The organism is Nocardiopsis mangrovi, assembly GCF_042653925.1.
Lineage (GTDB): Bacteria > Actinomycetota > Actinomycetes > Streptosporangiales > Streptosporangiaceae > Nocardiopsis_B > Nocardiopsis_B mangrovi.
Genome location: NZ_JBHSFQ010000007.1, coordinates 135,707 through 160,512, shown reverse-complemented (window position 1 = coordinate 160,512; position 24,806 = coordinate 135,707). Strand labels below are relative to the sequence as shown.

Annotated in this window: 21 protein-coding genes and 2 pseudogenes; 9 read left to right on the top strand and 14 right to left on the bottom strand. The window is 74.1% G+C overall.

Annotation, left to right across the window (positions count from 1 at the left end):
• Nucleotides 1–315: 315 nt before the first annotated feature.
• Nucleotides 316–928, top strand: a pseudogene (locus tag ACFO4E_RS10285) (GNAT family N-acetyltransferase).
• Between the two features lie 117 nt (nucleotides 929–1,045).
• Here the strand turns inward: ACFO4E_RS10285 and ACFO4E_RS10280 are convergent.
• The 4 genes from ACFO4E_RS10280 to ACFO4E_RS10265 form a co-directional block, all read right to left on the bottom strand.
• The gene (locus tag ACFO4E_RS10280) at nucleotides 1,046–2,419 is read right to left on the bottom strand and encodes a phenylacetate--CoA ligase family protein (RefSeq protein ID WP_378573282.1); all 1,374 of its coding nucleotides are present in this window, start codon (nucleotides 2,417–2,419) and stop codon (nucleotides 1,046–1,048) included.
• A 136-nt stretch (nucleotides 2,420–2,555) separates the two neighbouring features.
• Nucleotides 2,556–3,185: a TetR/AcrR family transcriptional regulator gene (locus ACFO4E_RS10275; RefSeq protein ID WP_378573280.1), complete on the bottom strand. Its 630-nt coding sequence runs from the start codon at nucleotides 3,183–3,185 to the stop codon at nucleotides 2,556–2,558.
• Between the two features lie 387 nt (nucleotides 3,186–3,572).
• A complete protein-coding gene (locus tag ACFO4E_RS10270; RefSeq protein WP_378573279.1) occupies nucleotides 3,573–4,877 on the bottom strand; it encodes a DUF418 domain-containing protein in 1,305 nt (434 codons plus the stop codon).
• Nucleotides 4,878–5,067: 190 nt separating this feature from the next.
• Complete coding sequence (locus ACFO4E_RS10265) at nucleotides 5,068–5,814, bottom strand: DUF2071 domain-containing protein (protein WP_378573277.1); 747 nt, start codon at nucleotides 5,812–5,814, stop codon at nucleotides 5,068–5,070.
• Nucleotides 5,815–6,144: 330 nt separating this feature from the next.
• Here ACFO4E_RS10265 and ACFO4E_RS10260 point away from each other — a divergent pair, with 330 nt between their 5' ends.
• Nucleotides 6,145–6,777: a LysE family translocator gene (locus ACFO4E_RS10260; protein WP_378573275.1), complete on the top strand. Its 633-nt coding sequence runs from the start codon at nucleotides 6,145–6,147 to the stop codon at nucleotides 6,775–6,777.
• Nucleotides 6,778–7,069: 292 nt separating this feature from the next.
• On the opposite strand, the gene ACFO4E_RS10255 is transcribed toward ACFO4E_RS10260, so the two are convergent.
• Nucleotides 7,070–7,891, bottom strand: a complete 822-nt coding sequence (locus tag ACFO4E_RS10255; RefSeq protein WP_378573273.1) for an alpha/beta fold hydrolase — start codon at nucleotides 7,889–7,891, stop codon at nucleotides 7,070–7,072.
• A gap of 92 nt (nucleotides 7,892–7,983) precedes the next feature.
• Here ACFO4E_RS10255 and ACFO4E_RS10250 point away from each other — a divergent pair, with 92 nt between their 5' ends.
• Complete coding sequence (locus tag ACFO4E_RS10250; protein ID WP_378573271.1) at nucleotides 7,984–8,547, top strand: CGNR zinc finger domain-containing protein; 564 nt, start codon at nucleotides 7,984–7,986, stop codon at nucleotides 8,545–8,547.
• A 610-nt stretch (nucleotides 8,548–9,157) separates the two neighbouring features.
• Here the strand turns inward: ACFO4E_RS10250 and ACFO4E_RS10245 are convergent.
• Together ACFO4E_RS10245 and ACFO4E_RS10240 are read right to left on the bottom strand one after the other, a co-directional pair.
• Nucleotides 9,158–10,291, bottom strand: a complete 1,134-nt coding sequence (locus ACFO4E_RS10245; protein WP_378573269.1) for a serine hydrolase domain-containing protein — start codon at nucleotides 10,289–10,291, stop codon at nucleotides 9,158–9,160.
• A gap of 125 nt (nucleotides 10,292–10,416) precedes the next feature.
• Nucleotides 10,417–11,379 (bottom strand): AraC family transcriptional regulator, encoded by a 963-nt coding sequence (locus ACFO4E_RS10240; protein ID WP_378573267.1) that lies wholly within the window; start codon nucleotides 11,377–11,379, stop codon nucleotides 10,417–10,419.
• A gap of 82 nt (nucleotides 11,380–11,461) precedes the next feature.
• Here ACFO4E_RS10240 and ACFO4E_RS10235 point away from each other — a divergent pair, with 82 nt between their 5' ends.
• Together ACFO4E_RS10235 and ACFO4E_RS10230 are read left to right on the top strand one after the other, a co-directional pair.
• Nucleotides 11,462–12,298 (top strand): Rossmann-fold NAD(P)-binding domain-containing protein, encoded by an 837-nt coding sequence (locus ACFO4E_RS10235; RefSeq protein ID WP_378573265.1) that lies wholly within the window; start codon nucleotides 11,462–11,464, stop codon nucleotides 12,296–12,298.
• Between the two features lie 42 nt (nucleotides 12,299–12,340).
• Complete coding sequence (locus ACFO4E_RS10230; RefSeq protein ID WP_378573263.1) at nucleotides 12,341–12,850, top strand: anthrone oxygenase family protein; 510 nt, start codon at nucleotides 12,341–12,343, stop codon at nucleotides 12,848–12,850.
• Nucleotides 12,851–12,889: 39 nt separating this feature from the next.
• Here the strand turns inward: ACFO4E_RS10230 and ACFO4E_RS10225 are convergent, their stop codons facing one another.
• Both ACFO4E_RS10225 and ACFO4E_RS10220 read right to left on the bottom strand, forming a co-directional pair.
• Nucleotides 12,890–13,972 (bottom strand): tartrate dehydrogenase, encoded by a 1,083-nt coding sequence (locus tag ACFO4E_RS10225; protein WP_378573262.1) that lies wholly within the window; start codon nucleotides 13,970–13,972, stop codon nucleotides 12,890–12,892.
• A 92-nt stretch (nucleotides 13,973–14,064) separates the two neighbouring features.
• Nucleotides 14,065–14,967: a LysR family transcriptional regulator gene (locus ACFO4E_RS10220; protein ID WP_378573260.1), complete on the bottom strand. Its 903-nt coding sequence runs from the start codon at nucleotides 14,965–14,967 to the stop codon at nucleotides 14,065–14,067.
• A gap of 111 nt (nucleotides 14,968–15,078) precedes the next feature.
• Here ACFO4E_RS10220 and ACFO4E_RS10215 point away from each other — a divergent pair, with 111 nt between their 5' ends.
• Entirely contained in the window at nucleotides 15,079–16,707 is a 1,629-nt protein-coding gene (locus tag ACFO4E_RS10215) for an SLC13 family permease (RefSeq protein ID WP_378573257.1), read from the top strand.
• 99 nt (nucleotides 16,708–16,806) lie between these two features.
• Here ACFO4E_RS10215 and ACFO4E_RS10210 read toward each other — a convergent pair whose 3' ends face one another.
• Nucleotides 16,807–17,445, bottom strand: a complete 639-nt coding sequence (locus ACFO4E_RS10210) for a DNA-3-methyladenine glycosylase I (RefSeq protein WP_378573255.1) — start codon at nucleotides 17,443–17,445, stop codon at nucleotides 16,807–16,809.
• 1,063 nt (nucleotides 17,446–18,508) lie between these two features.
• Here ACFO4E_RS10210 and ACFO4E_RS10205 point away from each other — a divergent pair.
• Nucleotides 18,509–18,829 (top strand): MerR family transcriptional regulator, encoded by a 321-nt coding sequence (locus ACFO4E_RS10205; protein WP_378573253.1) that lies wholly within the window; start codon nucleotides 18,509–18,511, stop codon nucleotides 18,827–18,829.
• A gap of 112 nt (nucleotides 18,830–18,941) precedes the next feature.
• On the opposite strand, the gene ACFO4E_RS10200 is transcribed toward ACFO4E_RS10205, so the two are convergent.
• From ACFO4E_RS10200 to ACFO4E_RS10190, 3 genes are all read right to left on the bottom strand, one after another.
• Entirely contained in the window at nucleotides 18,942–20,339 is a 1,398-nt protein-coding gene (locus ACFO4E_RS10200; RefSeq protein WP_378573251.1) for a DEAD/DEAH box helicase, read from the bottom strand.
• Between the two features lie 233 nt (nucleotides 20,340–20,572).
• Nucleotides 20,573–20,776: a cold-shock protein gene (locus ACFO4E_RS10195; RefSeq protein WP_378573249.1), complete on the bottom strand. Its 204-nt coding sequence runs from the start codon at nucleotides 20,774–20,776 to the stop codon at nucleotides 20,573–20,575.
• A gap of 483 nt (nucleotides 20,777–21,259) precedes the next feature.
• On the bottom strand, nucleotides 21,260–21,892 hold the full coding sequence (locus ACFO4E_RS10190) for a mycothiol-dependent nitroreductase Rv2466c family protein (protein WP_378573247.1): 633 nt from the start codon (nucleotides 21,890–21,892) through the stop codon (nucleotides 21,260–21,262).
• Nucleotides 21,893–22,039: 147 nt separating this feature from the next.
• Here ACFO4E_RS10190 and ACFO4E_RS10185 point away from each other — a divergent pair, with 147 nt between their 5' ends.
• Nucleotides 22,040–22,822, top strand: coding sequence for an SDR family NAD(P)-dependent oxidoreductase (locus ACFO4E_RS10185; RefSeq protein WP_378573245.1), 783 nt, complete (start codon nucleotides 22,040–22,042; stop codon nucleotides 22,820–22,822).
• Between the two features lie 18 nt (nucleotides 22,823–22,840).
• On the opposite strand, the gene ACFO4E_RS10180 is transcribed toward ACFO4E_RS10185, so the two are convergent.
• Nucleotides 22,841–24,040, bottom strand: a complete 1,200-nt coding sequence (locus tag ACFO4E_RS10180; RefSeq protein ID WP_378573243.1) for an alpha/beta hydrolase family protein — start codon at nucleotides 24,038–24,040, stop codon at nucleotides 22,841–22,843.
• Between the two features lie 237 nt (nucleotides 24,041–24,277).
• Here ACFO4E_RS10180 and ACFO4E_RS30155 point away from each other — a divergent pair.
• A pseudogene (locus ACFO4E_RS30155) lies at nucleotides 24,278–24,577 on the top strand (FAD-dependent oxidoreductase); the annotation flags it as partial.
• Nucleotides 24,578–24,806: the final 229 nt, after the last annotated feature.

Genomic DNA, 24,806 nt, shown 5'->3' with positions numbered 1-24,806 from the left:
TCGAACACCACCGGCACCGCTGTTCGACCGCCGCCACCGACCCTAGCGGTGCGCCGTCCGCGACGCGGGGGGCGAGCACCGCCGCCCCCACCGAGGACCATCGGGGTCGGGCGGTGCGCAGGCGCCTCCCGTGGGGACCGGACGGCCCGGGGTGGCGCCGGCGGAGGCGTTCCGGCCGGTGCCGGCCGGGACTCCGGCCAGGCCGCGGGAACGGCGGCCGCGCCCTCGGCCGAAAATCCCTGGCCCCGCGCACCCGCGCATCACTACCCTCCTTCGCGGCCCGGAGACCGAGTGGGGCCGGACAAGGGGGAGCACATGATCAGGGAGGCCACCACCGAGGACGTGGCGGCGGCCGCGGACACCCTGGCGGCGGCGTTCGCGGACTATCCGTTCACCCGGCACACGATCTCCGCGAACGGCCACCTCACCCGGCTGCGCGAGTTCCAGCGGATCTTCATCGCCGAGGTCGGCCTGCCCCACGGCCGTGTCCGGCTCTCCGACGACGCGGCCGCCGTGGCCGTGTGGTCGACCCCTGGTTCCGGAGGGCCCGCGCGGTGCTGGAGCGCCTGCTGCCCACCCTGATCGACCCGGCCGGCGACCGGGCCGGCGCCTACGCGTCGGCGGAGGCGGCCATGGCGCGCCACCGGCCCCCGGCCCGGTGTGGTTCCCGGGCACGGTCGGGGTCCGCCCCCAGGCCCGGGGCCGCGGGCTGGGACGGCGGATCATCGAGGCCGGGCTGCGCGAGGCCGACGCCGCGCGCATCCCCGCCTTCCTGGAGACCTCCGCCCCTGAGAACGTGCGCCTGTACAGGTCGCTGGGGTTCACGGTGGGCGCCGAGTACGCCTTGCCCGATGGCGGTCCCCGCACCTGGGCGATGTCGCGTCCCGTGGGGGCCCCGCACCCGCCGGGCCATGGGGCCGCCGGGTGACCCCCGCCGCAGCGGCGTGTTCGAACACCACCGGCACCGCTGTTGGACCGCCGCTGCGGCCCGGGCGGGCGGATCGCGCGCCGGGGCCGTGCGGACGGCACGTCGCAAGACCTGAGGTCACGGCGCGGCGAGGGGGAGGACACGGCGGAACTTGCCGCCCGACGACCGCTGCGGCGGCTCCTCGGCGCGCACCACCGTGACACCGCCCGCCCCGTGCCCGGCCAGCAGGGCGCCGAGCGCGTCGAGCACCGTCCGCCACACCCCCGCTGTATCGGCGCCGTCGGCGGCCGCCAGGCGGACGCGCAGCTCGCTGGGCCCGGTCTGGACGATCTGGAACCGCTCGACACCGGGGAGGCGGTCCAGCAGGACGCCGAAGACCATGGGGGACAGGTCGACGTGCTCGCCGCCGCCGGTGGCGAAGGTGAGCACATCGGCGGCCCGGCCCCGCACCCGCATCGCGGGCAGCGGGTTGCCGCACGGGCAGGGCTCGGGGCGCACCAGGACGCTGTCGCCCAGGTCGTAGCGCAGGATCGGCTGGACGCGGTTGGCCAGGTTGCTGATGAGGACCGTGTGCGAGGGCTCACCCGGCGCGACCGGCCGGTGGTCGGCGTCGACCGGCTCGGCCAGGGCCCAGTCGCTGTTGAGGTGGTACCAGCACTGCGCGCAGCCGACACTGAGGAAGCCGCACTCGGTGGAGGCGTAGGCGGCGCGCACCTGGGCGCCGAACGCGGAGGCGAGCTCGTCGCGGGCCTTGCCCGTCATCGTCTCACCGCCGGCGATGACGACCCCCGGGCGGATGCGCAGCCGCCCCGCCCGCTGTTCGCCGGCCAGCACCGTGAGCATGCTCAGGAACCCGGAGAGGGTGGCGGGCCGGTACCGGTTGAGTTCTGCCACCAGGTCCTCCAGCGGCTGCTCGATCGAGAAGACCCGCAGGATCCGCCCCGCCCACGGGTGGTCGAGGCGGAACCGGGCCGTGGCGGCCACCGTGGAGAAATGGCCGCCGGGCGCGGTGACCACGGCCGTGCGCCCGGCGCGCGCGAGCATGCGGGCGGCGTCGGCGGCGCCGAGGCCCCCACTGGTGCGCGCCCCCAGGGCGGTGTGCACGGCCAGGTGGCGTTCGTCCATCAGGAACAGACCGCGCACGCCGCTGGTGCCGGAGCTGGTGGCCACCAGGTACCGCCCCTGGAAGCGCGCGCCGACCAGGAGGGGGTCGGAGACGAACGCCTGAACCCGGTCGAGGGTGACCTCGCGGTCGGTGGGCCAGTCGTCGAAGCGGGCCATCAGCGCCTTCTTGTCGGTGGCCGGCAGCAGCGCCGGGTCCTCGACGTGGTCGGGCAGGCCCTGGTAGAGCTCGCGGTAGTAGGGCGAGTTCGCGCGGGCGTAGGCCACGAGATCGGCCAGGCGGGCGCGCCGCCGCCGGGCGAGTGCGGCGGGGCCCTGCCGAAGGGCGCGTCGTGCGTCGCGGGCGAGCGCCCAGGGGGTCTCGGTCATGGTGGGCTGGTCCTCTCTGCGGTGATCGGGCGCCGCCCCTTCTGGGGCGGCGGGACCACCGGTGCCGGTCGGCCCGGGGGAGGGGCGGGCGGACGCCGGTGGCGTCGGGAGCGGTCGCCCCTAGCGCCGGCCGGCGCTAGGGGTTCTCGGTGGGCACCTGCACCGACAGCAGCCCGTTGAGCGCGACGTCGAGGCCGTGCCGGCTGGCCTGCCACAGCTCCTCCTGGGACCTGCCCAGCCGGACGCTGGCGAGCCCGGCCTGCTGGAGCGCGCCGATGAGGGCGCCGGTCATCGCCGCGGCGGTGATGGGGTCGAGCCGGCCGGGGAACGCCTTGAGCAGTTCGTCGGCCATTCGCTCCTGGAGGTTCAACATCACATAGAGCGCCTTGGCCTGGAGAGCGGGCGTGGACATCACCAGCCGCGCGGGCGCCGACACCTCGTGGGAGTCGCGGGCGGGAACCAGGGGGCGGCGGTAGGCGGCGTAGTCGCCGACCATCCGCGCCAGCACCTCGCCGGGGCCCTCGTGCGGCTGCCGTCGCGCGATCGCGCCGAGCAGCACGTCGAAGTTGCGCTCCACGTCGACGAACAGCACGTCGTCCTTGCCGCGGAAGTAGCTGGCGAAGGTCTTGGGGTCGATGTCGGCCGCCGCTGCGATCTGCGCCATGGTGGTCTGCTCATACCCCTGCTCCTCGAACAGCCGGATCGCCTCCGCGACGATCCGCTGCCGGGTCAGCCGCTTCTTCCGCTCACGCCGAGACTCCTGCATGACGCGAATATACATCGAATGTAATTTTCCTGGAACAGGTATTTATCCCTGTGGCTGGCGAAAATCGCTGCGGCTGCGGGCCTGCCCGCGCCCGGGCTCCATCGGTGGTGCTCCTGAGGGCACCGCCCGCCCCCGGGCCCGGCCGCGCACACAGCCGCCCCATCGGCAGGTGGACCCGCCCAACCAGCAGCGCACGGACATCCTCGACACGCCGGCCGGCGCAGCGACCACCGCGGAGAAGGCGCAGCGTCTCAGCGCCACGACCGGCTCCGGCCGCGCCGGCCCGCGGCCCCCGATCGCACGGACCCGGCGACCCACCCCCACGCCGCCGCGCACGCCGTCGAGAACAGCGAGCCGGGACAGCCGACCCGCGGGCGCGGCCGGGACCTACGGGATCCGGCGCGCCGCCGCCAGCGACACCGCGTGTACCAGCGCCTCCAACGGGCCGCGCAGGCCCGTCGCCCGCCACAGCCCCGCGCCCACCAGCGCACCCACCACCACGGTCAGCGCCAGATCGGTGGCCACGAAGGACAGCGCCCCGCCCTCCAGCAGCCCATTGCCGGCCACCCAGATCACCAGGACATGGCCCACATACGTCGTCAGCGACAACGCACCCACCGCCGCCACCGGGTAGAGCACCCAGCGCAGCGCGTGCCCCGCCAACAGGCACACCCCCAGCACCGCGATGGCGATCCCCCCGGCCCCCAGCACCTCCAGCGGAGTCCCGCTGTGCGGCGCCGTGACCACCAGCCACACCGGGTCGTTCACCGGCACGGTCCCGGGAAACCCCTCGGCGAGCGCGCCGTCCAGGCTCGCGGCACCCCCATAGCGGTCCATCGGCGCATCGGCGAACGCCCCCGCCAGCCGGCCCCGGCCGCCCAAGAGCTCCAGGGCCACCCAGGAGGCGCCATAGGCCACCGCGGCCAGGGCGGCTCCCGCCCCCACCAGCACCCACCGCACCCGCGCGGCACGCAGGTCCAACCGGCCGATCGCCAAACCGGCCAACACGAACGGCATCCAGGTGAAGGCCGGATAGGCACCGGTCAGCACCAGGTCCATGAAGCCGTCGGCGCCAAGGGCCACGAGCGGGTCGTAGGCGTTCACCGCCGCGGCCGGGCCGCGCAGCGGACCCTCGGCGATGAGCCCCCGCAGCCAGAACGAGACCAGGGGACCGGCCACCGCCAGGACCGCGGCGGTGCCGGCGACGACCTTCCAGCGCTCCTGGAGCAGGGGGGCGGCCAGGACGAAGAACACCGCGTAGTAGGCCAGGATCACCGACACCGGTGTGCCCATCATCGTGAGGGCGGTCCCCAGCGGCAGCATGAGCAGCCCGCGCACGACCACCCGCCACAGGGCCACGCCCATGTCGTCGCCGCTCTTGGGGGTGCGCCCGCCCGAGATCAGCGCGATGGAGACCCCCGCCAGCAGGGCGAACAGGGCGGCGGCGCGGCCGGCCACCACGGGGGTGAGGGCGTTGCCTCCGTCGGCGGCGGCCCAGCCCAGGCCGACGTGCACGACGAACATGCCCAGGACCGCCAGGCCGCGCGCCAGGTCGATGCCGGTGAGGCGGCCGCCGCCGCGCCGCGGTCGGTGGCGGGCGCGCGGGGGCTCGGGCGCGTGGGGGAGCGGGGAGGCGGATTCCGGGCGGCCGGTGTCGGCGGTGCCGGGGGAGGAACCGATGCTGTGGGACACGGTTCGAGCATTCCCCGCCCGGCGGCGGTTCGTCGGCGCTTCGCACCGGAACAGGGGTGGGATGGCCGCTTGTGGCCGGTGGCACGCGAGAACCGGGACACCGGTCAACGAAAGGGGCCGTTCGCGCGTCCGCCGCGCCCATCGGCGGTGGAGGGCGCACCGATCATCGGACATCGGAGCCCGCCCCCGTTCACCGCGACGACACCCCCGGTATCGGCTGCCCCGAAGACGGCTTGTCCGCGCCGGGTGCGGGAGCTCGCCGGTTCGACCCCCGAACGAAGAGGGGACCACCGATGCGCCCCACCTTCCCCACCCGCCGGCGACGACGCCGTCTGGAGCGACGCGCCCTGGCGCATGGGCGGACCGCCCCGCACGCACGCCCCCGGTGGTCGGGACGCGGCCACGCGGTGGAGGGCGCACCGATCCCGCGGCGCCTGATCGCGGCGCAGGATCCCGCATGGCGGGGCGCCGCGTCCGACGAGGCCGCCCGGTTCTGCTCAACGGGTCGATCGCGCCTTCGACGCCGGTGCGGCGGTTCACAACAGCCGGTGAACCTGCGGAACCGGGCGACCACCGGCGCCGAGTCGGCGTCCATGGACACGAAGACCACACCGCGCCTGCCCCGCCCATCGACCGAGCACAGGCGCACGTTCGCCTCGGTGAACGCCCCGGTGGGCACCGCGCCGAAGGCCGGCGACTCGGGAACCCTGAACGCCACCAGTCCCGCGTAGGCGACCCCGTCGAGCGTGTCCGCCCGGGTGCCCGCGGGAAGAAGCGCCGACACGGCGTCCGGGGCCACCCTCCAGTGGAGGAAGGCCACTCCGGCCAGGTGATGCGTGCGACGGCGGCCCGGAGTGCCGCGGGCGCGGGTATGCGTCGTGCCGGGATCGACCGCGACGACGCCCCTGACCAGCGACGACCGTGCGGCGCCCGGCATCGGGACGGCGCCGCGAGCGGCGGGCCACGCCCGGCCCGCCCGGGGGAGGGGTGGCGGGCGGCCGCGGTTTTTCGTGGGGAGATCCGCGTGGCGGGTCCGGGGATCGGTGGACGTGAGCGCCCGCGACGCCCGAGCGCACGGGGAGTGCCCTCCGTCAGCGGCCGCACAGGGGACACAGTCAGACCGTCCGTCCGGCCGGCCGGACGATCGACGACGTCCGCGGACACGCCGACATGCCCCCGAATTTACCGAAAACATGCATAACGCCTTTTATGCATCACTTCTACGCCGAGAGGGGCAGAGCCGATCGGGGGATCTAGGCTTTCCGGCATGCCCGAACCGCACAGTATCGCCCTGTTCGCTCTGGCCGCGCTCGTGCTCCTCCTGGCGCCCGGGCCCAATTTCGTCTACATCCTGACCCGCAGCATCAGCCAGGGGCCCCGGGCCGGGGTGATCTCGGCGCTGGGCGTGGAGCTGGGCACGCTGGTCCACGTCGGCGCCGCGGCCGTGGGTCTGTCGTCGCTGCTGGCCGCCTCGGCGCCGGCGTTCGACATCGTCCGCTACATCGGCGCCGCATACCTGATCTACCTGGGCATACGCGCGATCTGGGGACGCGAGGACATCGGCCTGGAGCCGACCGAGGCGTCGCCGCGCGCCGGGCTGCGGCTGCTGCGCGACGGTGTGCTGGTCAACGTGTTCAACCCCAAGGTCGCGTTGTTCTTCCTGGCGTTCCTGCCGCAGTTCGTGGATCCTGCCCAGGGGTCGGCCGCCGGTCAGATCCTCGTCTTCGGTGCGCTGATGGCCGCCATGGGCCTGTGCGTGGACCTGGCGTTCGCCCTCGGTGGCGGCCGTGTCGGCCGCTGGCTGCGCCGCCATCCCGTTGTCGCCGCCCGCCAGCACTACGCCGTGGGCGGCGTGTACCTGTCGATGGGCGCCGCGGCGGCGCTCAGCGGACGCGACTGAGGCCGGGGCGAAACGTTCGGCGGACCGGAAGCCCTGTGACACAGGGGTTTTCAACCCCTTCCGTACTCCGGGACGCATCGCCGATAATGCATCTTATGTAAAGTAACGGTTTTTTCTTCCCCTCCTCCGGCGTGGCGCGGAGACACTGCGGCGAACACCGGTATCGGCCCGAGGCGCCGCCCCGGCCGGGGTTCGGCGAGGCGCGCGTCGCGCCGAACAACCGGCGGCGCCCGGCGGTACGCCATCGTATCGCCGGGCGCCGCCGTCGGCCGCGTTGCGCCGAGCCGGCCGGTCAGGACGCGAGGAATTCGGTGAGCAGTTTCGCGAGGTGCTCGGGTGCGTCGTGCTGAACGAGGTGGCCGGCATTGGGGATCAACCGCAGGCGCGCGGTGGGAATGGCGTCGGTGAGGCGCCGGGCGTGCTCGGCGGGCAGCCAGGTGTCCTCGCTCCCCCAGGCCACCAGTACCGGGATGTCCAGGTCGCGGTAGCGGTCCTCCATTTCCCGGGTGTGCTCCTGGTCGGCCTGGGCGATCTGGCGGTAGAACGCGCGCTGGCCGCGGTCCCCGAGCCAGGGCCGCACCAGGGCGTCGGTGTAGTCGGGTGCGGGCGCGGTGCGGGTGCCGTCGGCGATGTAGGCGCGGACGAGCGCTTCGTGAATGTGGGCCGGCAGGGCGTCGAAGACCTCGGGGTTGTCGTGCACCAGCCGGAAGAAGGCACTCCCCCAGGGGTTGAGGGCGACGGCGTCGAGGAGGGCGAGCCGGCGGTAGGCGATGCCGTCGAGCAGCGTGGTGCGCAGGGCCACGGCGCCGCCGATGTCGTGGGCGACGACGCTGGGGCGGTCGAGGTCCCAGTGGTGCAGGAGCGCGGTGAAGGCGGCCTGCTGGGCGCGCAGGGAGACGTCGGTGATCTCGTCTTCGGTGGTGGCGCCGAAACCGGGCAGGTCCCACAGGTAGACGGTGTGGTGTGCGCTGAGGGCGGTGGCGGTGGCGTGCCAGACGCGGGAGGAGAAGGGGGTGCCGTGGATGAGGACGACGGGGTCGCCCTGGCCGCGGGCGGTCCAGTGGACGGTGCCGGCGGGGGTGGGGGTGCGGTGGTCGAGGGTCCAGTCGGACATGGGGTCTCCCGTTGATCGTGTTACCGTTATCTGCTCTTAGTCGGTAACTCGGGACGTTACCAGATGCATCCGAGTATCGGTAACATGTCCGTATGGCCTACTCACGACCGGCGGCCCCCGGGGCACTGGGGCTCATCGAGGCGTTCGGCAACTCCGCGCGGCGGCTGCACGGCGAGGACGCCCTGTCCGATACGGGCGGAGCGCGCGAATGGCTGCGCGAGAACGGCTGGCCCCGCGCCGCGGCGGAACTCGACGAGCAGGGGCGCGCCGAACTGGTGGAGGTGCGCGAGGCCGTGCGCGCGCACCTGGCGGACGAGCCCGACCCTGGGGCGCCCGAGGTGCTCAACGCCTGGTCCGACCGCGTTCTGGCGGCCCCGCGCTGGTCGGACGCCGGGGGTGCGCGCATCGCGGTGGCGGCGTCGAGCGGGGTCCGGGAGGTGCTGGGGGCGGTGCTGTCGGCACTGGCGGCCGAGGAACTGGCGGGCCGCGGGGACCGGCTGAAGGTGTGCCGCTCCCCCGACTGCCGCTGGCTGTTCTACGACCGCTCCCCCGCCAACAACAGCGTGTGGTGCAGCATGAGCACGTGCGGGGCGCGCCACAAGATGCGCTCCTACCGCACCCGCAAGGGAGCGGGGAGCCCCCCGGGGCCGGCGTAGGAACGCTGAAGCGGGTGCGCTGGACCCACGGCGCCCCGCCGTCCCCGCCGTCCCCGGGCACCGCGCGACCGGCGAACCCGGTCCGTATCGGTCCCCGCGGACCCCGGCGGGGGGGCCGGCGGTCCTGGCGCAATCCTCGGATGCGGCGCCTCACGCTCCCGACCCGCTGGGTGCTCGACGTCTATGGCGACGAGCCCGTCCCCGGTGAGCTCGGGGACACGGCCAGGGCGCCGGCGGGGCTGGGCCACCGGTTCCGTCCCGCGCCGGCCCGGGGGTGGGCGGCGCCGTCGGGACTGGATGTGCGGCCCTACGCGGTGGCGTGGAGTGCGGGCCCGTGCGGTGCCCTCCCTCGCGGGCGGCCTGCCGCCGTTGCGAGGCCGGGAGGCGGCCGGCCTCTGCGTCTGCCAGATCCCCACGCACCGCTGCCGTGTGTGCCGGGCGTGGTTTCGGGTGGTCTATCCCGATGGGGCGCTGAGCACGGTCCGCTCCCTCACGGCCCATCCCCTGCTGGGGCCCGGCATCGCGGCTGAGCGCGGTCGCCTGCGTTCCCGGGCCCCCCGGGGGCGCCTGAGCGGTCCGGGTCGGCCGGGGCGATTCCTGCCGGCCCTGCTCAGCCGTCCGTGCGCACGGTGAGGTCGTCGCCCAGGGCCGCGGCGATCTCGGCGGCGCGGGAGTGGTCGTCCAGGCGGCGGGTGAGGTAGGCGCAGGCGTGGCCGTGGGTGATCGACCACCAGCCGACCGAGCCGCCGACGCCGCCTTTGGCGATCTTGGTGCGGTCGCGCAGGAACCCCAGGGTCCAGGTGAGCGGCGTGCCGAACACCGTGTCGTGGCCGGTGACCTGGGCGGAGATGTACTCCTGCTGGAGCTGGGGGCCCAGGAGCCGGCGGAGGGGTCCCTCGGCGGCGGTGAGGTGGGAGAAGAATCGCGCGACGGTGGTGGCGGTGGCGTGCAGGTTGACGCCGCCGAAGACCGACCGGCGCCAGGCGCGGGAGTTGGCCCGCTCGGTGTCCAGGGCGCCGGCGGGGGTCTGGAGCCAGGGGGCGGCGGGTAGCAGGCGGGGCCAGTCGGGGTCGGCGTATTCGAGGTCGGCGACGCGGTGGAGTTCGTGGTCGGGGACTCCGAACCAGGCGTCGAGTCCCAGTGCGGGGCGGACGACGTCGTTGAACGCCTCCCCCAGTGTGGTCTGGGCGCCGGCGCGCAGGACGGCGTCGATGAGGTGTCCGTAGGTGAGGGCGTGCTCGCCCATGGACGTTCCGGGCGGGTACTCGGGGGCGGCCTGTTCCAGGGCGGTGCGCAGGCCGGCGTCGTCGAGCAGGTCCAGTGCGGCGGCGGACGCGGGGAAGCGGGGCTGGCCGGCCTGGTGGGTGAGGACGTGGCGCAGGGTGGTGCGGTCCTTGCCGTGGGCGCGGTAGCCGTTCCAGTAGGCGGCGATGGGTTCGTCCAGCTCCAGGGCGCCGTCGCGGACCGCGGTGAGGGCGGTGAGTGCGGCGAAGGCCTTGGACAGTGAGTAGGGCTGGACCAGTGTCGTGCTGGTCCAGGGGTGGCGGCGTCCGGTGTCGGCCCATCCCCCGTTGAGGCGGACGACTTCGGTGCCGTCGCGCCAGACGGACAGGCCGGCGCCGGTCTCGCGGCCGTCGTCGAGCAGGCGCTGGAAGGTGCGGCGCACGGTGTCGTAGCCGTCTGCGGTGAATCCGTCGGCGCTCGCGGGCTGCGGCGTGTGCGGCGGGTGGTCGTGTGCGGTCATCCCGCTCCTTATACACCTGGGGGGTATTCGCCTCCGAGGAAGATACCCGATGGGGGTATGCGCTCACAAGGGTGGCCCGCCGCCCGTGCGGTCCGGGCGGCGGGGCCGTCGTCGGCGCCGGGGGGTCAGGAGGGCGCGTCGGCGGGGGCGTCGGCCTGGACGCGGGCGCGGTACTGCTGCGGGCTGATGCCGCGCTCGCGTTTGAACGCGGTGCTGAGCGCGAACGGGCCGCCGTAGCCGACCCGGCGGGCCACGGCGTCCAGCGTGGCGCCGGGTTCGCGCAGCAGGTCGGCGGCCAGGGCCAGCCGCCAGGCGGTGAGGTAGGCCATGGGAGGCCGGCCCACGGCGTCGGTGAACCGGCGGGCGAGCGATGCCCGGGAGACGCCGGCGGCGTCGGCGAGCCGGGCGACGGTCCAGGGCCGTTCGGGGTGGGCGTGCAGCAGGCGCAGGGCGCCGCCCACGACGGGGTCGCCGTGGGCGCGGTACCAGGCGGGGGCGGCGTGGTCGGCGCCGCGGGTGAACCAGGCGCGCAGGGCGGCGATGAGCGTGAGGTCCAGGAGCCGGTCGAGGACGACCTCCTGGCCGGGCTCGTCCCTGGCGATCTCCTCGTCCAGCAGTGCGACCAGCGGGGTGCCGGCGGCCGCTGCGGGCAGGTGGGCGAGGCCGGGCAGGGCGCCGAGCAGGTGGCGGGTGACCTCGCCGTGCATCTGGTAGGTGCCGATGAGCATGGTGGTGGAGCCGTCGGGGTGGTTGCCCCAGGTGCGGGTGCCCAGGTCCATCGACACCGGGGTGCCGTCGGGGGCGGTGCAGCGCTGCCCGGGGTTGATGACCACCTGGAGCGGGGTGGCGGGGGTGTCGGCGACGGTGTAGGGGGTGGGGCCGCGCATGAGGGCGATGTCGCCGGGGCGCATCGGTCGTGGCGCGTCGGTGTCGGCGGTGGCGATGCGGGCGCCGCCGGTGAGCATGGCGATCAGGGTGAGCGGGGCGCCGTCGTGGACGCGTATGTGGAAGGGGGGTGCGAGGACGGCGCGGAGGAGGAACGCGCCGTGGGCGCGCGGCCCCTCCAGCAGGCTCGCCAGGGCATCCATGGCGGCTCAGTGTAGACGCTCGCGTATGCGGGTGAGGGTGCGGGCCATGGTGGTGGCGGGGCGGTGGCGGTTGACTCGGGGTGTGACAGAGCAGATGGAGCGGCAGACGGTGTTGGTGGTCGGGGGTACCGGGAAGACGGGGCGGCGGGTGGTCGAGCGTCTCAGGGCGCGCGGGCGCCGGGTGCGTGTCGGGTCGCGGTCGGGGGTCCCGCCGTTCGAGTGGGGCGAGCCCGCCTCGTGGGGTCCGGTGGTGGAGGGGGTGGGTGCGGTCTACATCGCCTACTCCCCCGATGCCGGCTTCCCTGGGGCCGATGAGCAGGTGGGGGCGTTGGCGAAGGCGGCGGTGGCCGCGGGCGCGCAGCAGGTGGTGCTGCTGACGGGGCGGGGAGAGGAGGGGGCGGTGTGCACGGAGGAGGCCGTGCGCGGGTGTGGTGCCGCGCTCACGGTCGTGCGGGCGAGCTTCTTCGCGCAGAATTTCAGCGAGGACTTCCTGGTGGAGTCGGTGCGCGCCGGCGAGGTCGCCTTTCCCGCCGGTGAGGTGGGCGAGCCGTTCGTCGACGCCGGGGACATCGCCGATGTGGCGGTGGCCGCGCTCACCGGTCCGGGCCATGGGGGGCGGGTCTATGAGGTGACGGGGCCGCGGCTGGTCACCTTCGCCGGGGCGCTCGCCGAGATCTCGGCGGCCATCGGGCGGGGGGTGGCCTACCGGGCGGTGTCGGCGGGCGGTTTCGCCGAAGGGCTGGTGGGCGCCGGTGTCGCGCGGGAGGAGGCGGAGCTGTTGAGCGGGTTGCTGGGCGGGGTCCTGGACGGCCGCAACGCCCGTGTGGCCCACGGCGTGCGCGAGGCGCTGGGCCGTGAGGCCCGGGATTTCGGCGACTATGTGCGCGAGGCCGCGGGGTCGGGGGTGTGGGATGCCTGAGGTGTGGCCGGGGGTCGAGGTGGCGGCGGGCGGGGGTGTGTGATGGCGGATGTCGTGGGCGGGGTCGCGCTGGTGGGTGCGGTTGTGGCCATGGGGATGTTCTCGGGGTTGTTCTACGGGTTCGCGGTCGCGGTGATGCCGGGGTTGCGCGGTGTCGGCGACGGGGCGTTCGTGGAGGTGATGCAGCGGATCAACCGGGCGATCCTCAACGGGTGGTTCTTCGCGGTGTTCTTCGGTGCGCCGGTGCTGATGCTGGTGGCGGCGGGGGTGCACCTGGAGGCGGGGCGGTGGGGTGTTGTGGTGTGGGTCGCGGCGGCGCTGGCGCTGTACGGGGTGGCGCTGGTGGGGACGATGGCGGTCAACGTGCCGCTGAACACGGCGCTGGAGCGCGCGGGGGCGGTGGGGCGGATGGCGGATCCGGGTGCGGTGCGCCGGGCGTTCGAGGCGCCGTGGGTGCGGTGGAACGCGGTGCGCGCGCTCGCTTCGACTGGGTCGCTGGGGTGCCTGGCCTGGGCGCTGGTCCTCTACGGCGGGTCGGCTGCCGCGGGGTGAGGGTGCGGGCGTGTGCTGGAGGGGGCCGGCCGTCCCGTCTCAGTCGGCGAGGTTGTCGATCAGGGCGGCGGTGACGTCCTTGGTGGTGGCGGTGCCGCCGACGTCGCGGGTCAGGACGCCGGAGGCGCAGGTGGCCGCGATGGCGCGGCGGACGCGTGCCGCCTCCTGGGCCAGCCCGAAGTGCTCCAGCATGAGCGCGGCGCTGCCGATGGCGCCGATGGGGTTGCACACCCCCTGGCCGGCGATGTCGGGGGCCGATCCGTGGACGGGTTCGAACATGCTCGGGTGGCGGCGTTCGGGGTTGAGGTTGGCGCTGGCGGCCAGGCCGAGGCTGCCGGCCAGGGCGCCGGCGAGGTCGGAGAGGATGTCGGCGTGGAGGTTGGAGGCGACCACGACCGACAGGTCCTGCGGGGCCAGGACGAACTTGGCCGCCATGGCGTCGACGAGGACGCTCTCGGTCTCGACGTCGGGGTAGTCGGCGGCGACGCGGGCGAAGACCTCGTCCCACAGCACCATGCCGTACTGCTGGGCGTTGCTCTTGGTGACGCTGGCGACCTTGCGGCGGTCGCGGGTGCGGGCGAGGTCGAAGGCGAAGCGGATGATGCGTTCGCAGCCGACCTCGGTGAACACCGCCGATTGGACGGCGATCTCGCCGCCGGGGCCGCGCCCGGCGAAGTTGCGGCCGCCGAAGCCGCCGTACTCGCCTTCGGAGTTCTCCCGGACCACGACCCAGTCGAGGGGGGTGGTGTCGGCTGTGCGCAGGGGGCTGGTGATGCCGGGCAGGAAGTGGACGGGGCGGACGTTGGCCCACTGGTCGAAGCCCTGGCACAGCCGCAGCCGCAGTCCCCAGAGGCTGACGTGGTCGGGGACGGTGGGCCAGCCCACGGCGCCGAAGTAGACGGCGTCGAAGGCGCGGAGCCGGTCGGGGCCGTCGTCGGCGATCATCTTGCCGGTGCGGGCGTGGTAGTCGCTGCCCCAGGGGAACTCCTCCCAGGTGAAGCCGAGTGCGCCGTGGGATGCCGCGGCCAGGGCGTCGAGCACTTGGCGGCCTGCGGCGACCACCTCGCTGCCGACGCCGTCGCCGGGGATGGAGGCGATGCGGAAGTGCCGGGTGGGTGTCATGGGTCCTCCGTCGGTCGTGGCTGCCTGTGAGTCAAGCGCGCGGGGCGCGGGTGCGTCCAAGACCGATCGGCGATGCGCCCTATAGGGGCCGCCTATGGGGCGGTGGGGCGGTGGTCGGCGGCGTAGCGTTCGGCGGTGGCGAGGAAGGCCCGTGCGGCGGGCGTCAGCCGCGAGGCGCGGGTGACGACGATGACGTGCAGGTGGGAGGCGGGTTCGATGAGGCGGACCCGGGCTCCCACGCGCGTGGCGATGGGTTTCCAGGAGGACGGGACGACGGCGTGGCCCAGGCCGGCCAGCACCAGGGGCAGGATGGAGGTGCGGTGGTCGACTTCGGCGGCCAGGTGCACGTCGGTCCCGCTGGCGAGGATGTCGTCGACAAGCTGGCGCATGAGGCTGCCGGGCTGGGAGACGATGAGTCGCAGTCCCGCCAGGTCGGCGACGCCCACGCGCGTGTCGGGAAGGTCGTCGGTGCCGGGTGGGGAGACGAGGACGAGGGGTTGGTCCTCGACGGGCAGGACGCGCAGGTCGGCGGTGCGGGGCCGGCCGGAGGCGCCCATGAGGCCGATCTCGGCGGCGCCGGAGCGCACGGCCTGGACGACCTCTTCGGGGGTGAAGGCGCCGGCGACGTTGACGGTCATCAGCGGGTGGGCGCGGGCGAAGGCCGCCATCATGGTGGTGAGCGGTTCGATTCCGGGTGAGGGCATCGAGACGACGTCGACGCGGCCCTGGTGCAGGCCGCGGGCGGCCTGTGCGGTGTCGCGTACCGCTTCCAGGTCGCGGACGACCTGGCGGGCGGGTTCGATGAGGCGGGCGCCGGTCCCGGTGAGGACGGCGCCGCGGCCCACGCGGTGGAAGAGCTCCACGCCGAGTTCGCGTTCGAGGCCGGCGATGGCCTGGGAGAGCGAGGGCTGGGCGATGTGCAGGTGGTGGGCGGCCCGGCCGAAGCCGCCGTGGTCGACGATGGCCAGGAAGTAGGTCAGCTGCCGGGCGTCCATGTCACCCCTTATCCATAGGTGGTTCCTATGGCTATCAGAGTCAGTACATCTTGGACGTGACGGGGGTCACACGGTGAGAGTGGTGTGGCGCAATGAGCCAAGGAGGCCCCCATGTCGTCGGAGACCCCACCCGCGCCCCCGCCCACTCCCCCGGCCCCCGAGCAGGGCGGACGGACCGATGTCGAGAAGGTGCTCCTGGGCCGCGGCGAGGCGGCCCAGCGGCTGAGCCCCGCCGAGGAGCGCTTCGAGGCCGCGCGCAGCCGCCTGGGGTGGTTCCTCGCGCCCACGATGGCGCTCGTCTTCGCGTTGCTCCCGCTGGACATGGACCCCACCCAGCAGCTGCTCGGCGCGGTGCTGCTGGGGGTGATCGCGCTGTGGATCTGCGAGCCGGTCCCCATCCCCATCGGCGGCCTGATCGGGGTCGCCGCGATCGTCGTGCTGGGTGTGGCGCCCTCGGATGAGGTCCTGGCGCCGTTCGGGTCCACGACGGTGTTCACCTTCATCGGGGCGTTCATCCTGGCCCAGGCCATGCTCCAGCACGGGGTCGCGCGGCGGCTGGCGTTCTTCGTGCTCGCGCTGCCCGGGGTGGGCTCCTCGACCCTGCGGATCATCGTGGCGTTCGGCGCCATCACCTGCGTGGTGTCGAGCTTCATCTCCAACACCGCCACGGTCGCCATGCTGCTGCCGACCGCGCTGGGCATCCTGACGGTCATCGCCCGCCTGATGCAGGAACGCGGGCTGGTGCAGCCCGGCTTCGACCCGACCCGGCTGCGCGTGGGCACCGCGCTGCTGCTGATGCTGGCCTACGGCGCCAGCGTGGGCGGGCTGCTCACGCCCATCGGCTCGCCGCCCAACCTCATCGGCCGCGCCATGATCGAGGAGGCCACCGGTCAGCGGATCTCGTTCGTGCAGTGGACCCTCACGGCCCTGCCGGCGGTCCTGGCCATGTTCGTCGTGCTGGCCGTGGTGCTGCTGCTGCTCAACCGCCCCGAGATCCGCCGGATCGAGGGCGTGGCCGAGTACATCCGCGAGCAGCGCGCCGCCCAGGGGCCGATGAGCCGCGCCGAGAAGAACACCGTGTTCGCCTTCGCCGTCACCGTCGTGCTGTGGCTGACGCCGGCGTTCGTGGGCGTCGCCGCCGGCACCGAGTCCGACGTCTACGCGCTGGTCGACGACCGGCTCAGCGAGGGGATCGTCGCGGTCATGGGCGCCGCGCTGCTCTTCGTCCTGCCCGTCAGCTGGAAGCGGCGCAAGATGACCATGGAGTGGAGTGACGCCGCCCGGATCGACTGGGGCACCATCCTGCTCTTCGGCACCGGCATCATCTTCGGGGCGCTGCTGTCCTCCACCGGGCTGGCGGCCACGATCGGCGAAGGGGCGTCGGCCGGCCTGGGAGTCACCAGCCCCCTCGCCATCACCGCGTTCGGCGTGGTACTGGCCATCGTCATCTCCGAGACCACCAGCAACACCTCGGCGGCCGCCGTCGTCGTGCCGATCATCATCCCGCTGGCCGCCGGCGCGGGGGTGGACCCCTTCGTGCCCGCGCTCGCGGCGACGTTCGCCGCCTCGTTCGGGTTCATGCTGCCCGTCTCCACGCCGCAGAACGCCATCGTCTACGGCTCGGGCTGCGTGCCGATCACCAAGATGATCAGATCGGGGATCTGGTTCGACGTCTTCGGCGCGGTCATCATCATCGCGCTGGTGCCGGTCATGGTCGCGGTCACCGGGATCGCCGGCTGAGCAGCGCTCGCGCGGCCGGCCGCGCGAGCGCGGACCCCATTTCCGCGGGGGCGCCGCCTTGGGCGGCGCCCCCGCGGCACGCCGCCGGGGGCGCGGCGGTCACCGGGCGGCGTGCACCCCGGAGGACCCGCGGCGGTGGCAGCCGGTGAGATGGGTGTCGACCAGCCCGATGGCCTCCATGAGGGCGTAGGCGGTGGTGGGGCCCACGAAGCGGAACCCGCGGGTGCGCAGGTCGGCGGCCAGGGCGCGGGAAGCCGCGGTGGAGGTGGGCACCTCCTCGGCGGTGCGGGGCGCGGGGGTCTCGCCGGGCAGGTGCGACCAGATGAGGGCGTCCAGGCCGCCGTGGTCGCGCAGGGCGAGGGCGGCGCGGGCGTTGGTGCGGGCCGCCTCGATCTTGGCGCGGTTGCGCACGATGGCGGTGTCGGCCATGAGGCGTTCGACGTCGTCGTCGGTGAAGGCGGCGACGGCGCCGGGGTCGAAGTCGGCGAAGGCGGCGCGGAAGGCGGGGCGCTTGGCGAGGATGGTCAGCCAGCTCAGGCCGGCCTGGAACGCCTCCAGGCTGATGCGCTCGAACAGGGCCTGCTCGCCGTGGACCGCCAGGCCCCATTCGGTGTCGTGGTAGTGGAGGTTGAGGGGGTGGCCGACCGCCCACGGGCAGCGCCCCAGGCCGTCCTCGCCCACCACGGCGGTGCGCCCGGCCGCGGGTCCGGCGGCGGCAGAGGGGGTGGTCGGTGTCATCTCGGGTCCTCCGGTGGGGTCGGGGCGGTGGAGCGGCCAGGGCCGCGCGGGCGATGGTAGTACCTGGTGGCCGGAGCGCGGCCGCAGGGTGGGCGGTGCGGTGGGGGCACCGTGCGCATGCGCGGAACCTTCCAGGGCGACCACCCCACCCGGGTCCCTCACCACCGGTGCGGCGCGCGGCCATGACCTGGTGCGCGTGCTCCGGTTCCGCACGACGAGCCCTACCGGCGCACGACCGGCGCCCGGCTCAACGTGCCGGAGGCCCGCCGCGCCCGTGACCCGCTCCCCCGGCCCGACAACCCGGTGGCCTCCATCGCCCGTCCGATCGGCGTGTCCCGGTCGACCCCGTACAAGCACGTGCCGGAGCTGGCCGGCGGCCGGACGACCACCGCGACTTCAGCAAGCCTTCACCATCGAGGTCGTAAAACTTGTCGTGGCCAGAATAGACATGGCCGCATGGTGCTGCTACATTTCCTGTCGTAGCCACCGAGATTCACGGCTAGGCCACCGGATACGCCGGTGGAGAGCAGGACGGCTCGACCGGCGCAGGCGGTACGCGCCGGGAGCCGGTAGGACCGGTCTCCCGCCTGTTCGGGGGATGGCCGGCGCAGGACGGCCCGGCCGGTGTGCAGGCATTTGAAGGCATCGCCGGGTCGGTAGGACAGCAGTACGGAAGTGAAGCAGTGCAGCAAGACCGGCCTCCCGCTCGCATAGGGGAGTCCGGAGCATGAAGGAGGACGCAGTAGGGCTCGACCGGCGCACGGTTGTACGGCGCCGGGAGCCGGTAGGACCGTAGTCCAAAGCAGTGCACGAAGTGAGAGCGAGAGGAGTAGGTGCCATCAGGATCGCCCGGGCGAGGGAAGCTCCGCTCGGGTACCGCAGGGCCTGTTTCGGAAGAAGGTGGTCCACGGTCACACAACCGCGATCCCCGCGATCCCGTCCCGGCTCGGCTTCGGGAAGCGGAAGACCGGCAGCGGCCGGTAGGTGGTATTGAACTCTCGGGCCCCAGCGCCAGATGGCGCTGGGGCCCTCGACGTGCGTTCAGGAGAAGGAAGACACGCACTTGCCCCGTCCCGACACCGGTGACCGGTTCGACGATGACGACTACCCCGCCTACACCGTGGGCGCCGCAGCGGAGATGGTCGGCACCACGCCGGCCTTCCTGCGCGCCCTGGGCCAGGCCAAGCTGATCGAGCCCTTGCGCTCGGAGGGCGGACACCGCCGCTACTCGCGCTACCAGCTCAGGATCGCCGCCCGTGCACGTGAGCTCGTGGACCAGGGCACGCCGATCGAGTCCGCGTGCCGCATCATCATCTTGGAGGACCAACTGGAGGAGGCGCTGCGCATCAACGAGGAGCTGCGCGGTTCGGAACCGCCCGGCTGAAGGCGCGATGCGCGCCCGCACCGCGGGTGCTCACAGCCGGCCCCGCCCGACACGGGCGGGGCCCTTCCGTTACCACGGCAACGGCCGGCCGCAGGCTCCCGGGACGCCCGGGTCAGCGGCGCGGGCGGCGCCGTCCGCGCGGTGCCTGGTCGCGGCGCCGCTCCGGGGGCGCCGCGGACCGCACGGTGACCGGAACGCCCGAGTACTCTCGGGCCCCGGTCACCTCGGACAGCTCGGACGCGCCGGTGCCCCCGCCCAGGATGCGCGGCTCGATCCGCGCCCGGCCCATCAGCCGGGTCAGGTCGCGGCGCTGGCCGGGCAGCACGAGCGTGACCACGTTGCCGGACTCCCCGGCCCGTGCGGTGCGCCCGCCCCGGTGCAGGTAGTCCTTGTGGTCGGTGGGCGGGTCGATGTTGACCACCAGGTCCAACCCGTCCACATGGATGCCGCGCGCCGCCACGTTGGTCGCGATCAGCGCCGTGACGTCGCCCCGCTTGAACTGGTCGAGGGTGCGCGTCCGCTGCGGCTGGCTGCGACCGCCGTGCAGCGGCGCGGCCAGCACCCCGTTGGCCAGCAGGTGCTCGGCCATCCGGTCCACCGCGCGCTTGGTGTCCAGAAACATGATCACCCGGCCCTCGCGGGCCGCGATCCTGGTCGCGACGTCCCTCTTGTCCGTGGGCGACACGTGCACGACGTGGTGCTCCATGGTGGAGACGGCGCCCTCGGACAGGTCGACCGAGTGGACCACCGGGTCGTGCAGGAAGCGACGGACAAGGGTGTCGACGTTGCGGTCCAGGGTGGCGGAGAACAGCATGCGCCGCCCGTCGGCCGGGACCTCCTGGAGGATGGCGGTGACCTGCGGCATGAAGCCCATGTCGGTCATCTGGTCGGCCTCGTCCAGGACCGCGGACTCCACCCGGTCCAGCACGCAGTCGCCGCGCTCCATCAGGTCGCGCAGCCGCCCCGGGGTGGCCACGACCAGGTGGACGCCCTGGCGCAGGGCGCGGGCCTGGCGGTGGATCGGCATGCCGCCCACGACGGTCGCCGTGCGCACCCCCACCGAACGCGCGTAGGGGTCCAGGGAGTCGGCGACCTGCTGGGCCAGCTCCCGGGTCGGGGCCAGGACGATCGCCAGGGGACGCCGGGGCTCGGCGGTACGCCCGTCCAGGCCGGCGAGCAGGGCCAGGCCGAAGGCCAGGGTCTTGCCGGACCCGGTCCGGCTGCGGCCCAGGACGTCGCGTCCGGCCAGGGAGTTGGGCAGGGTCGCCGCCTGGATCTCGGACGGCTCGGTCAGGCCCTGCCGGGCCAGGGTCCGCTTGAGGGCCGCGGGCATGTCCAGGGCCTCGAAGGACTCCGCGGGCGGGAGCGCCGGGGTGACGGTGGCGGGGAGCGCGAACTCCCCGGAGGAGCCGCCGCTGTGGGGGCGGGCGGCGGCGCGGGGGCGCTGCCGGCCGTGCCCCCGGGAGGGGCGGCCGCGGGTGCTCGTACCGTTGCGGTACGGATGACTCATGTAGGGCCTTTCGCCGACGGCGTTCGCCGGGCGGGAGACCTTGCGGCCTCGCAGGGAAAACCGGGTACGCCGGATGAATGAAACCTATACGCTCGCCTGGAGAATTTCTGAGGCGCGGGAAACCGTTTGGACAATGACGTCCGAAGAACGGTCAGGGAAAAACAAAACGACGGAATCCGGCACCCGTAGGGCGGATCCCGTCGCGGGAGCGGCTCGCGCTCCCCTGGATCAGGCTAGAGCAGGGTGATGTTCTCCGCCTGGGGGCCCTTGGCCCCGGCGACGGCGTCGAACTGCACGGCCTGGCCCTCGGCCAGCTCACGGTAGCCCGTGGCCTGGATGTTCGAGTAGTGGGCGAAGACGTCAGGGCCGCCACCGTCCTGCTGGATGAAGCCGAAGCCCTTTTCGCCGTTGAACCACTTGACAGTACCGGTGGCCATGGTGGCACCTCTCGCTCAGAATGAAGAAAACCGCGGATGACGATTTCCCCGTCACCGCGGTGATCTCCCGAGGAGGCGGAAACTCCACAGGTCCACTACTGCAACTTCCCAGAGCCTAGCACACGAAAATTCCGTTTCCCCGTTGATTTGATGTGTCGAACGGCACCGGAAATCGTGGTATCGAAAACGAAAAATGCCGCATTGGCGGCCGACTTCCGCCCCGCCTGCTCACCGCGGCCGCCCACGTGGTGGGCGGCCGACAAGCTCGCCGACGCCGACGGCCTCTGGGGCCTGGCCGACCGGGCGGGTGTGCTCACCGGCGTGCGGGAATACGGCCCTGCCGGGCTTCCCCGCCCTGGCCGGCACCGCCCTTCCGCGACCGGTTCACACGGCTCGTGGGCACCGGCCCGCGCGCCTGCCGCCGCGCTTTCCGCTGCGCGGCTGAGCACTCCTCCGCCTTCGGCAGGGGCCGGCGTCCGCGCCTCAGCCCCGCGGTGCGGCGGAGTCGATGCGGGGCGGGGCCGGTGGCGTGGCCTTGAGCTCGTGGAAGCCCGGGACCGACGCGACCGCCAGGACCGCGTCCCACAGGCGGCCGGCGTCCTCACCCGCGGGCGCCTGGGACAGCACCGGGCCGAAGAACGCGGCCTGCTCGCCGCCGGGGCCGGTGACCGCGATGATCGGGGTCCCGACGTGGTCGCCCACCAGCGCGACGCCGCTCTCGTGGGAGGCGCGCACCGACGCGTCAAGGTCGGGGTCGTGCCCGGCGGCGGCGAGTTCGCGGGGCAGGCCCGCCGCCGCCAGCGCGTCCTCCAGCGGGCCCATCCAGTCGTCGTGCGGTTCGCGGCCCACCGTCCACAGCGCGGTGTAGAACCGGCCCAGCGCCTCTTGGCCGTAGTGGTCGTGAACGGCGGCGCAGACGCGGACGGGGATCCACAGGTAGCCCTCGGGGTCGTTTTCGGGGTCCTCCTCCCGGCCCTCGTTGAGGACCGACAGGCTCAGGACGTGCCAGCGCAGGCGCACCGGCCGCACCCGCGCCACCTCCACCGCCCACCGCGAGGTGATCCAGGTGTAGGGGCAGGAGGGGTCGAACCAGAAGTCGGCGGTCCACGTGGGCACGGGGTCCTCCTCTGCGTCGCGGGGGTCGGGCGGGTCGGGCCGAGCCTCTCACAGCGGGCGGGTCCGTTCCGGGACGCGGCCCTGCGCCCGCCCCGGCCGCGCGAAAACGCGTTGCTCCCCCGGACGGAAACCGACAGGCTGAAGGCCATGATCGATACCGGACTCGCAGGCAAGGTCGTGCTCGTCACCGGCGCGGGAGCGGGGATCGGCGCCGGGATCGCGCGCGCCTTCGCCGCCCAGGGGGCACGCCTGGCCCTGCACCACCTCGACGCCGCCTCCGAGCCGCCCCCCGGCACCTCGTGGGAGCACCGCACGCCCGACACCCGGGCCGTGGCCGGCCTGGCGGCGGAGCTGGGCGGCGGGGCCGTCGCGGTGGCCGCGGACCTGGCCGACCCCGACGCCCCGGCGCGGCTGCTGGCGCAGGTCGAAGAACGCCTGGGACCAGTGGACGTGCTGGTCAACAACGCCGCACACTGCGAGCACCCCGATACCGTCGACGCCCTCACCGGCAGCGGGCTCGACCGCGCCTACCGGGTCAACGCGATCGCGCCCGCCCTGCTGATATCGGAGCTCGCGCGGCGCAGCGCGCCCTCCGCCGCGCCCTGCGTCGTCAACATCTCCACCGACGCCGCCCGCGCCTTCTCCGGGCAGATCGGCTACGGCACCTCCAAAGCGGCGCTGGAGGCCCTCACCCGCGCCGCCGCCCTGGACCTCGGGGCGGCCGGGATCCGGGTCAACGCGGTGGCGCCGGGCCCGGTGCAGACCGGGTGGATGGACGCCGCCATGGAGGACTACGCGCGCTCCATCGTGCCGCTGGGGCGGGTGGGCGACCCCGGCGACATCGCCGACGCGGTGGTGTTCCTGGCCTCGCACCAGGCGCGCTGGATCACCGGGCAGGTCCTCCAGGTCGCCGGGGGCCACGCCCTGTGACCCGGCCCGGAGCAGAGGTCAGGGGCGGACGGCCAGCTCGGGGTGGACCGCCGCGGGGTCGGTGACGACGGCCTGCTCGCGGCCCTTGAGGTGGTGGGCGAAGAACCCGGTCGCATAGTCGCGGTGGATGTCGAGTCCGCGGTCGGTGGGCAGGGTCCCGAACTGGTTCTCCAGCAGGTCGGGCGCCACCTGGTCGCGCACGCCGAGCCGGTCGATCAGCAGCCCCTGGTCCGTTGCCGAGGAGTGCCCGGACCCGGCCAGCAGCAGCCACTGCCGCCAGCCGGTCAGCCGGGGCCACATCCGCTCCTGCGAGGCGTGGAACGGCGGTCCGGACGGCAGGTCGCTGGTCACCAGCCCCAGCGGCCGGTCCACCCCCTCCTCCAGGGCCGGGGCGAAGTAGGGGCCGTCGAGGTTGAGGCCGGCGTCCACGCGGTCGTCGGTGCGCAGGACCTCCGCGGCGGCCGATCCGCCGGCGGAGTGCCCGGCCACACCGATGCGGCCGGCGTCGATCTCGCGGGCGCCCCGCCAGGGCCCGTCGGCGCGCCCGAGCTCGTCGAGGAGGTGGCCGATGTCGGCGGCGCGGTTCACGGTGGCCTCGGCCCAGCGGTCCTGGCCGCACGCGGCGCAGTCCAGCAGGCGCCCGCCGGGGAACTCCACCCCGTTGGCCTCGTAGGCGTGGTCGACCCCCGCCACGATGAACCCGTTGCTCGCCAGGTCCTCGGCCATGGCGGTCAGCCACATGCGGCCGAAGCCCGCACCCGGCGAGAGCACGACCAGCGGGCTGCCCGCCGGGGTGCGCCGCACCGGGGCGTCGGTGAAGGCGTGGGTGGCCATCGTGGCGAAGGTGCCGGCGGGCAGGTCGACCCCTGTGCGTGTGATCACCGTCGCCGATTCGGCCGCGGTCATGTAGGCGGCCCGCTCGCCCGCTGTGGCGCGGGCGGGGTACCAGACGGTCACCATCAGTTCGCGGGCGCCGCCGTCGGGACTCCAGATGTCGGTGCGGCTCTCGTCGGTCAGGTGCAGGGTGGTGGTGCCGATGGGATGGGGCCCTGTGGGAGCGGGCAGGAGGGAGGGGCCGGTGCCCGGCGTGTCCCGGGGGGCGTCATCGGCGGCGGCGGCGGTGGCCGTCCCCGACAGGGCGGTGAGCGCGAGCAGCGCCGCGGCGGTGCCGAGGAAGCGGCTCCGGCGCGGGCGGCGGGGGCGCGGTGGGGTGGTCATGTCGTGCCTTCCGTGGTGGGGGGTCGTCGCGGTGCTGTGACGCTACGGCCGCTGTGTGCGCGCCCGCTTCCGCCCAACGGGCGGCCTTGCCACCCCCGGAGGGAGGAGGACGGCGCGCCGGAATCGCGACGAAAGTCGGAGGGCCACTCCCCGCATCCGGTTTTTTGCCATTACTGCAACGAAGTTTGTGGAAATGGGCTCCAGGGGCCGACCATCGGCCGCAGGAGGTACACACACATGAGCGAACACACACCCGACCTCGCGCACGGCGCGCTCCGCGGCGCGGGGCCCGGCCACGACGTCGTCGTCATCGGCGGCGGGGCCGCGGGGCTGAGCGGGGCGCTGACCCTGGCACGGGCGCGCCGCTCGGTCCTGGTCGTCGACGCCGGCCGGCCGCGCAACGCGCCCGCCGCCCGCATCCACGGCTACCTGGGGCGCGAGGGCACGCCCCCCGGCGAGATGCTGGCCGCGGGCCGCTCCGAGGTGGCCGGCTACGGCGGGCGGATCGTGGAGGGCGAGGTCGCGGCGGTCGAGCGCGGGCCCTTGGGGGACTTCGACCTGGTCTGCGCGCACTTCCTGCACCGCCACGGCGACTTCCCGCGCGACCGGGTCCTGCGCGCCGGCGCGCGGGCCGTGGCGCCGGGCGGGGTGCTGCTGGTGGTGGGGCACGCGGTGCCGGCCTCGTGGGCGCGTGAACACCGCCCCGACGTGTCCTTCCCCACCGCCGATGAGGTGCTGGCCGCGTTGGAGCTGGCCGAGGGCGAGT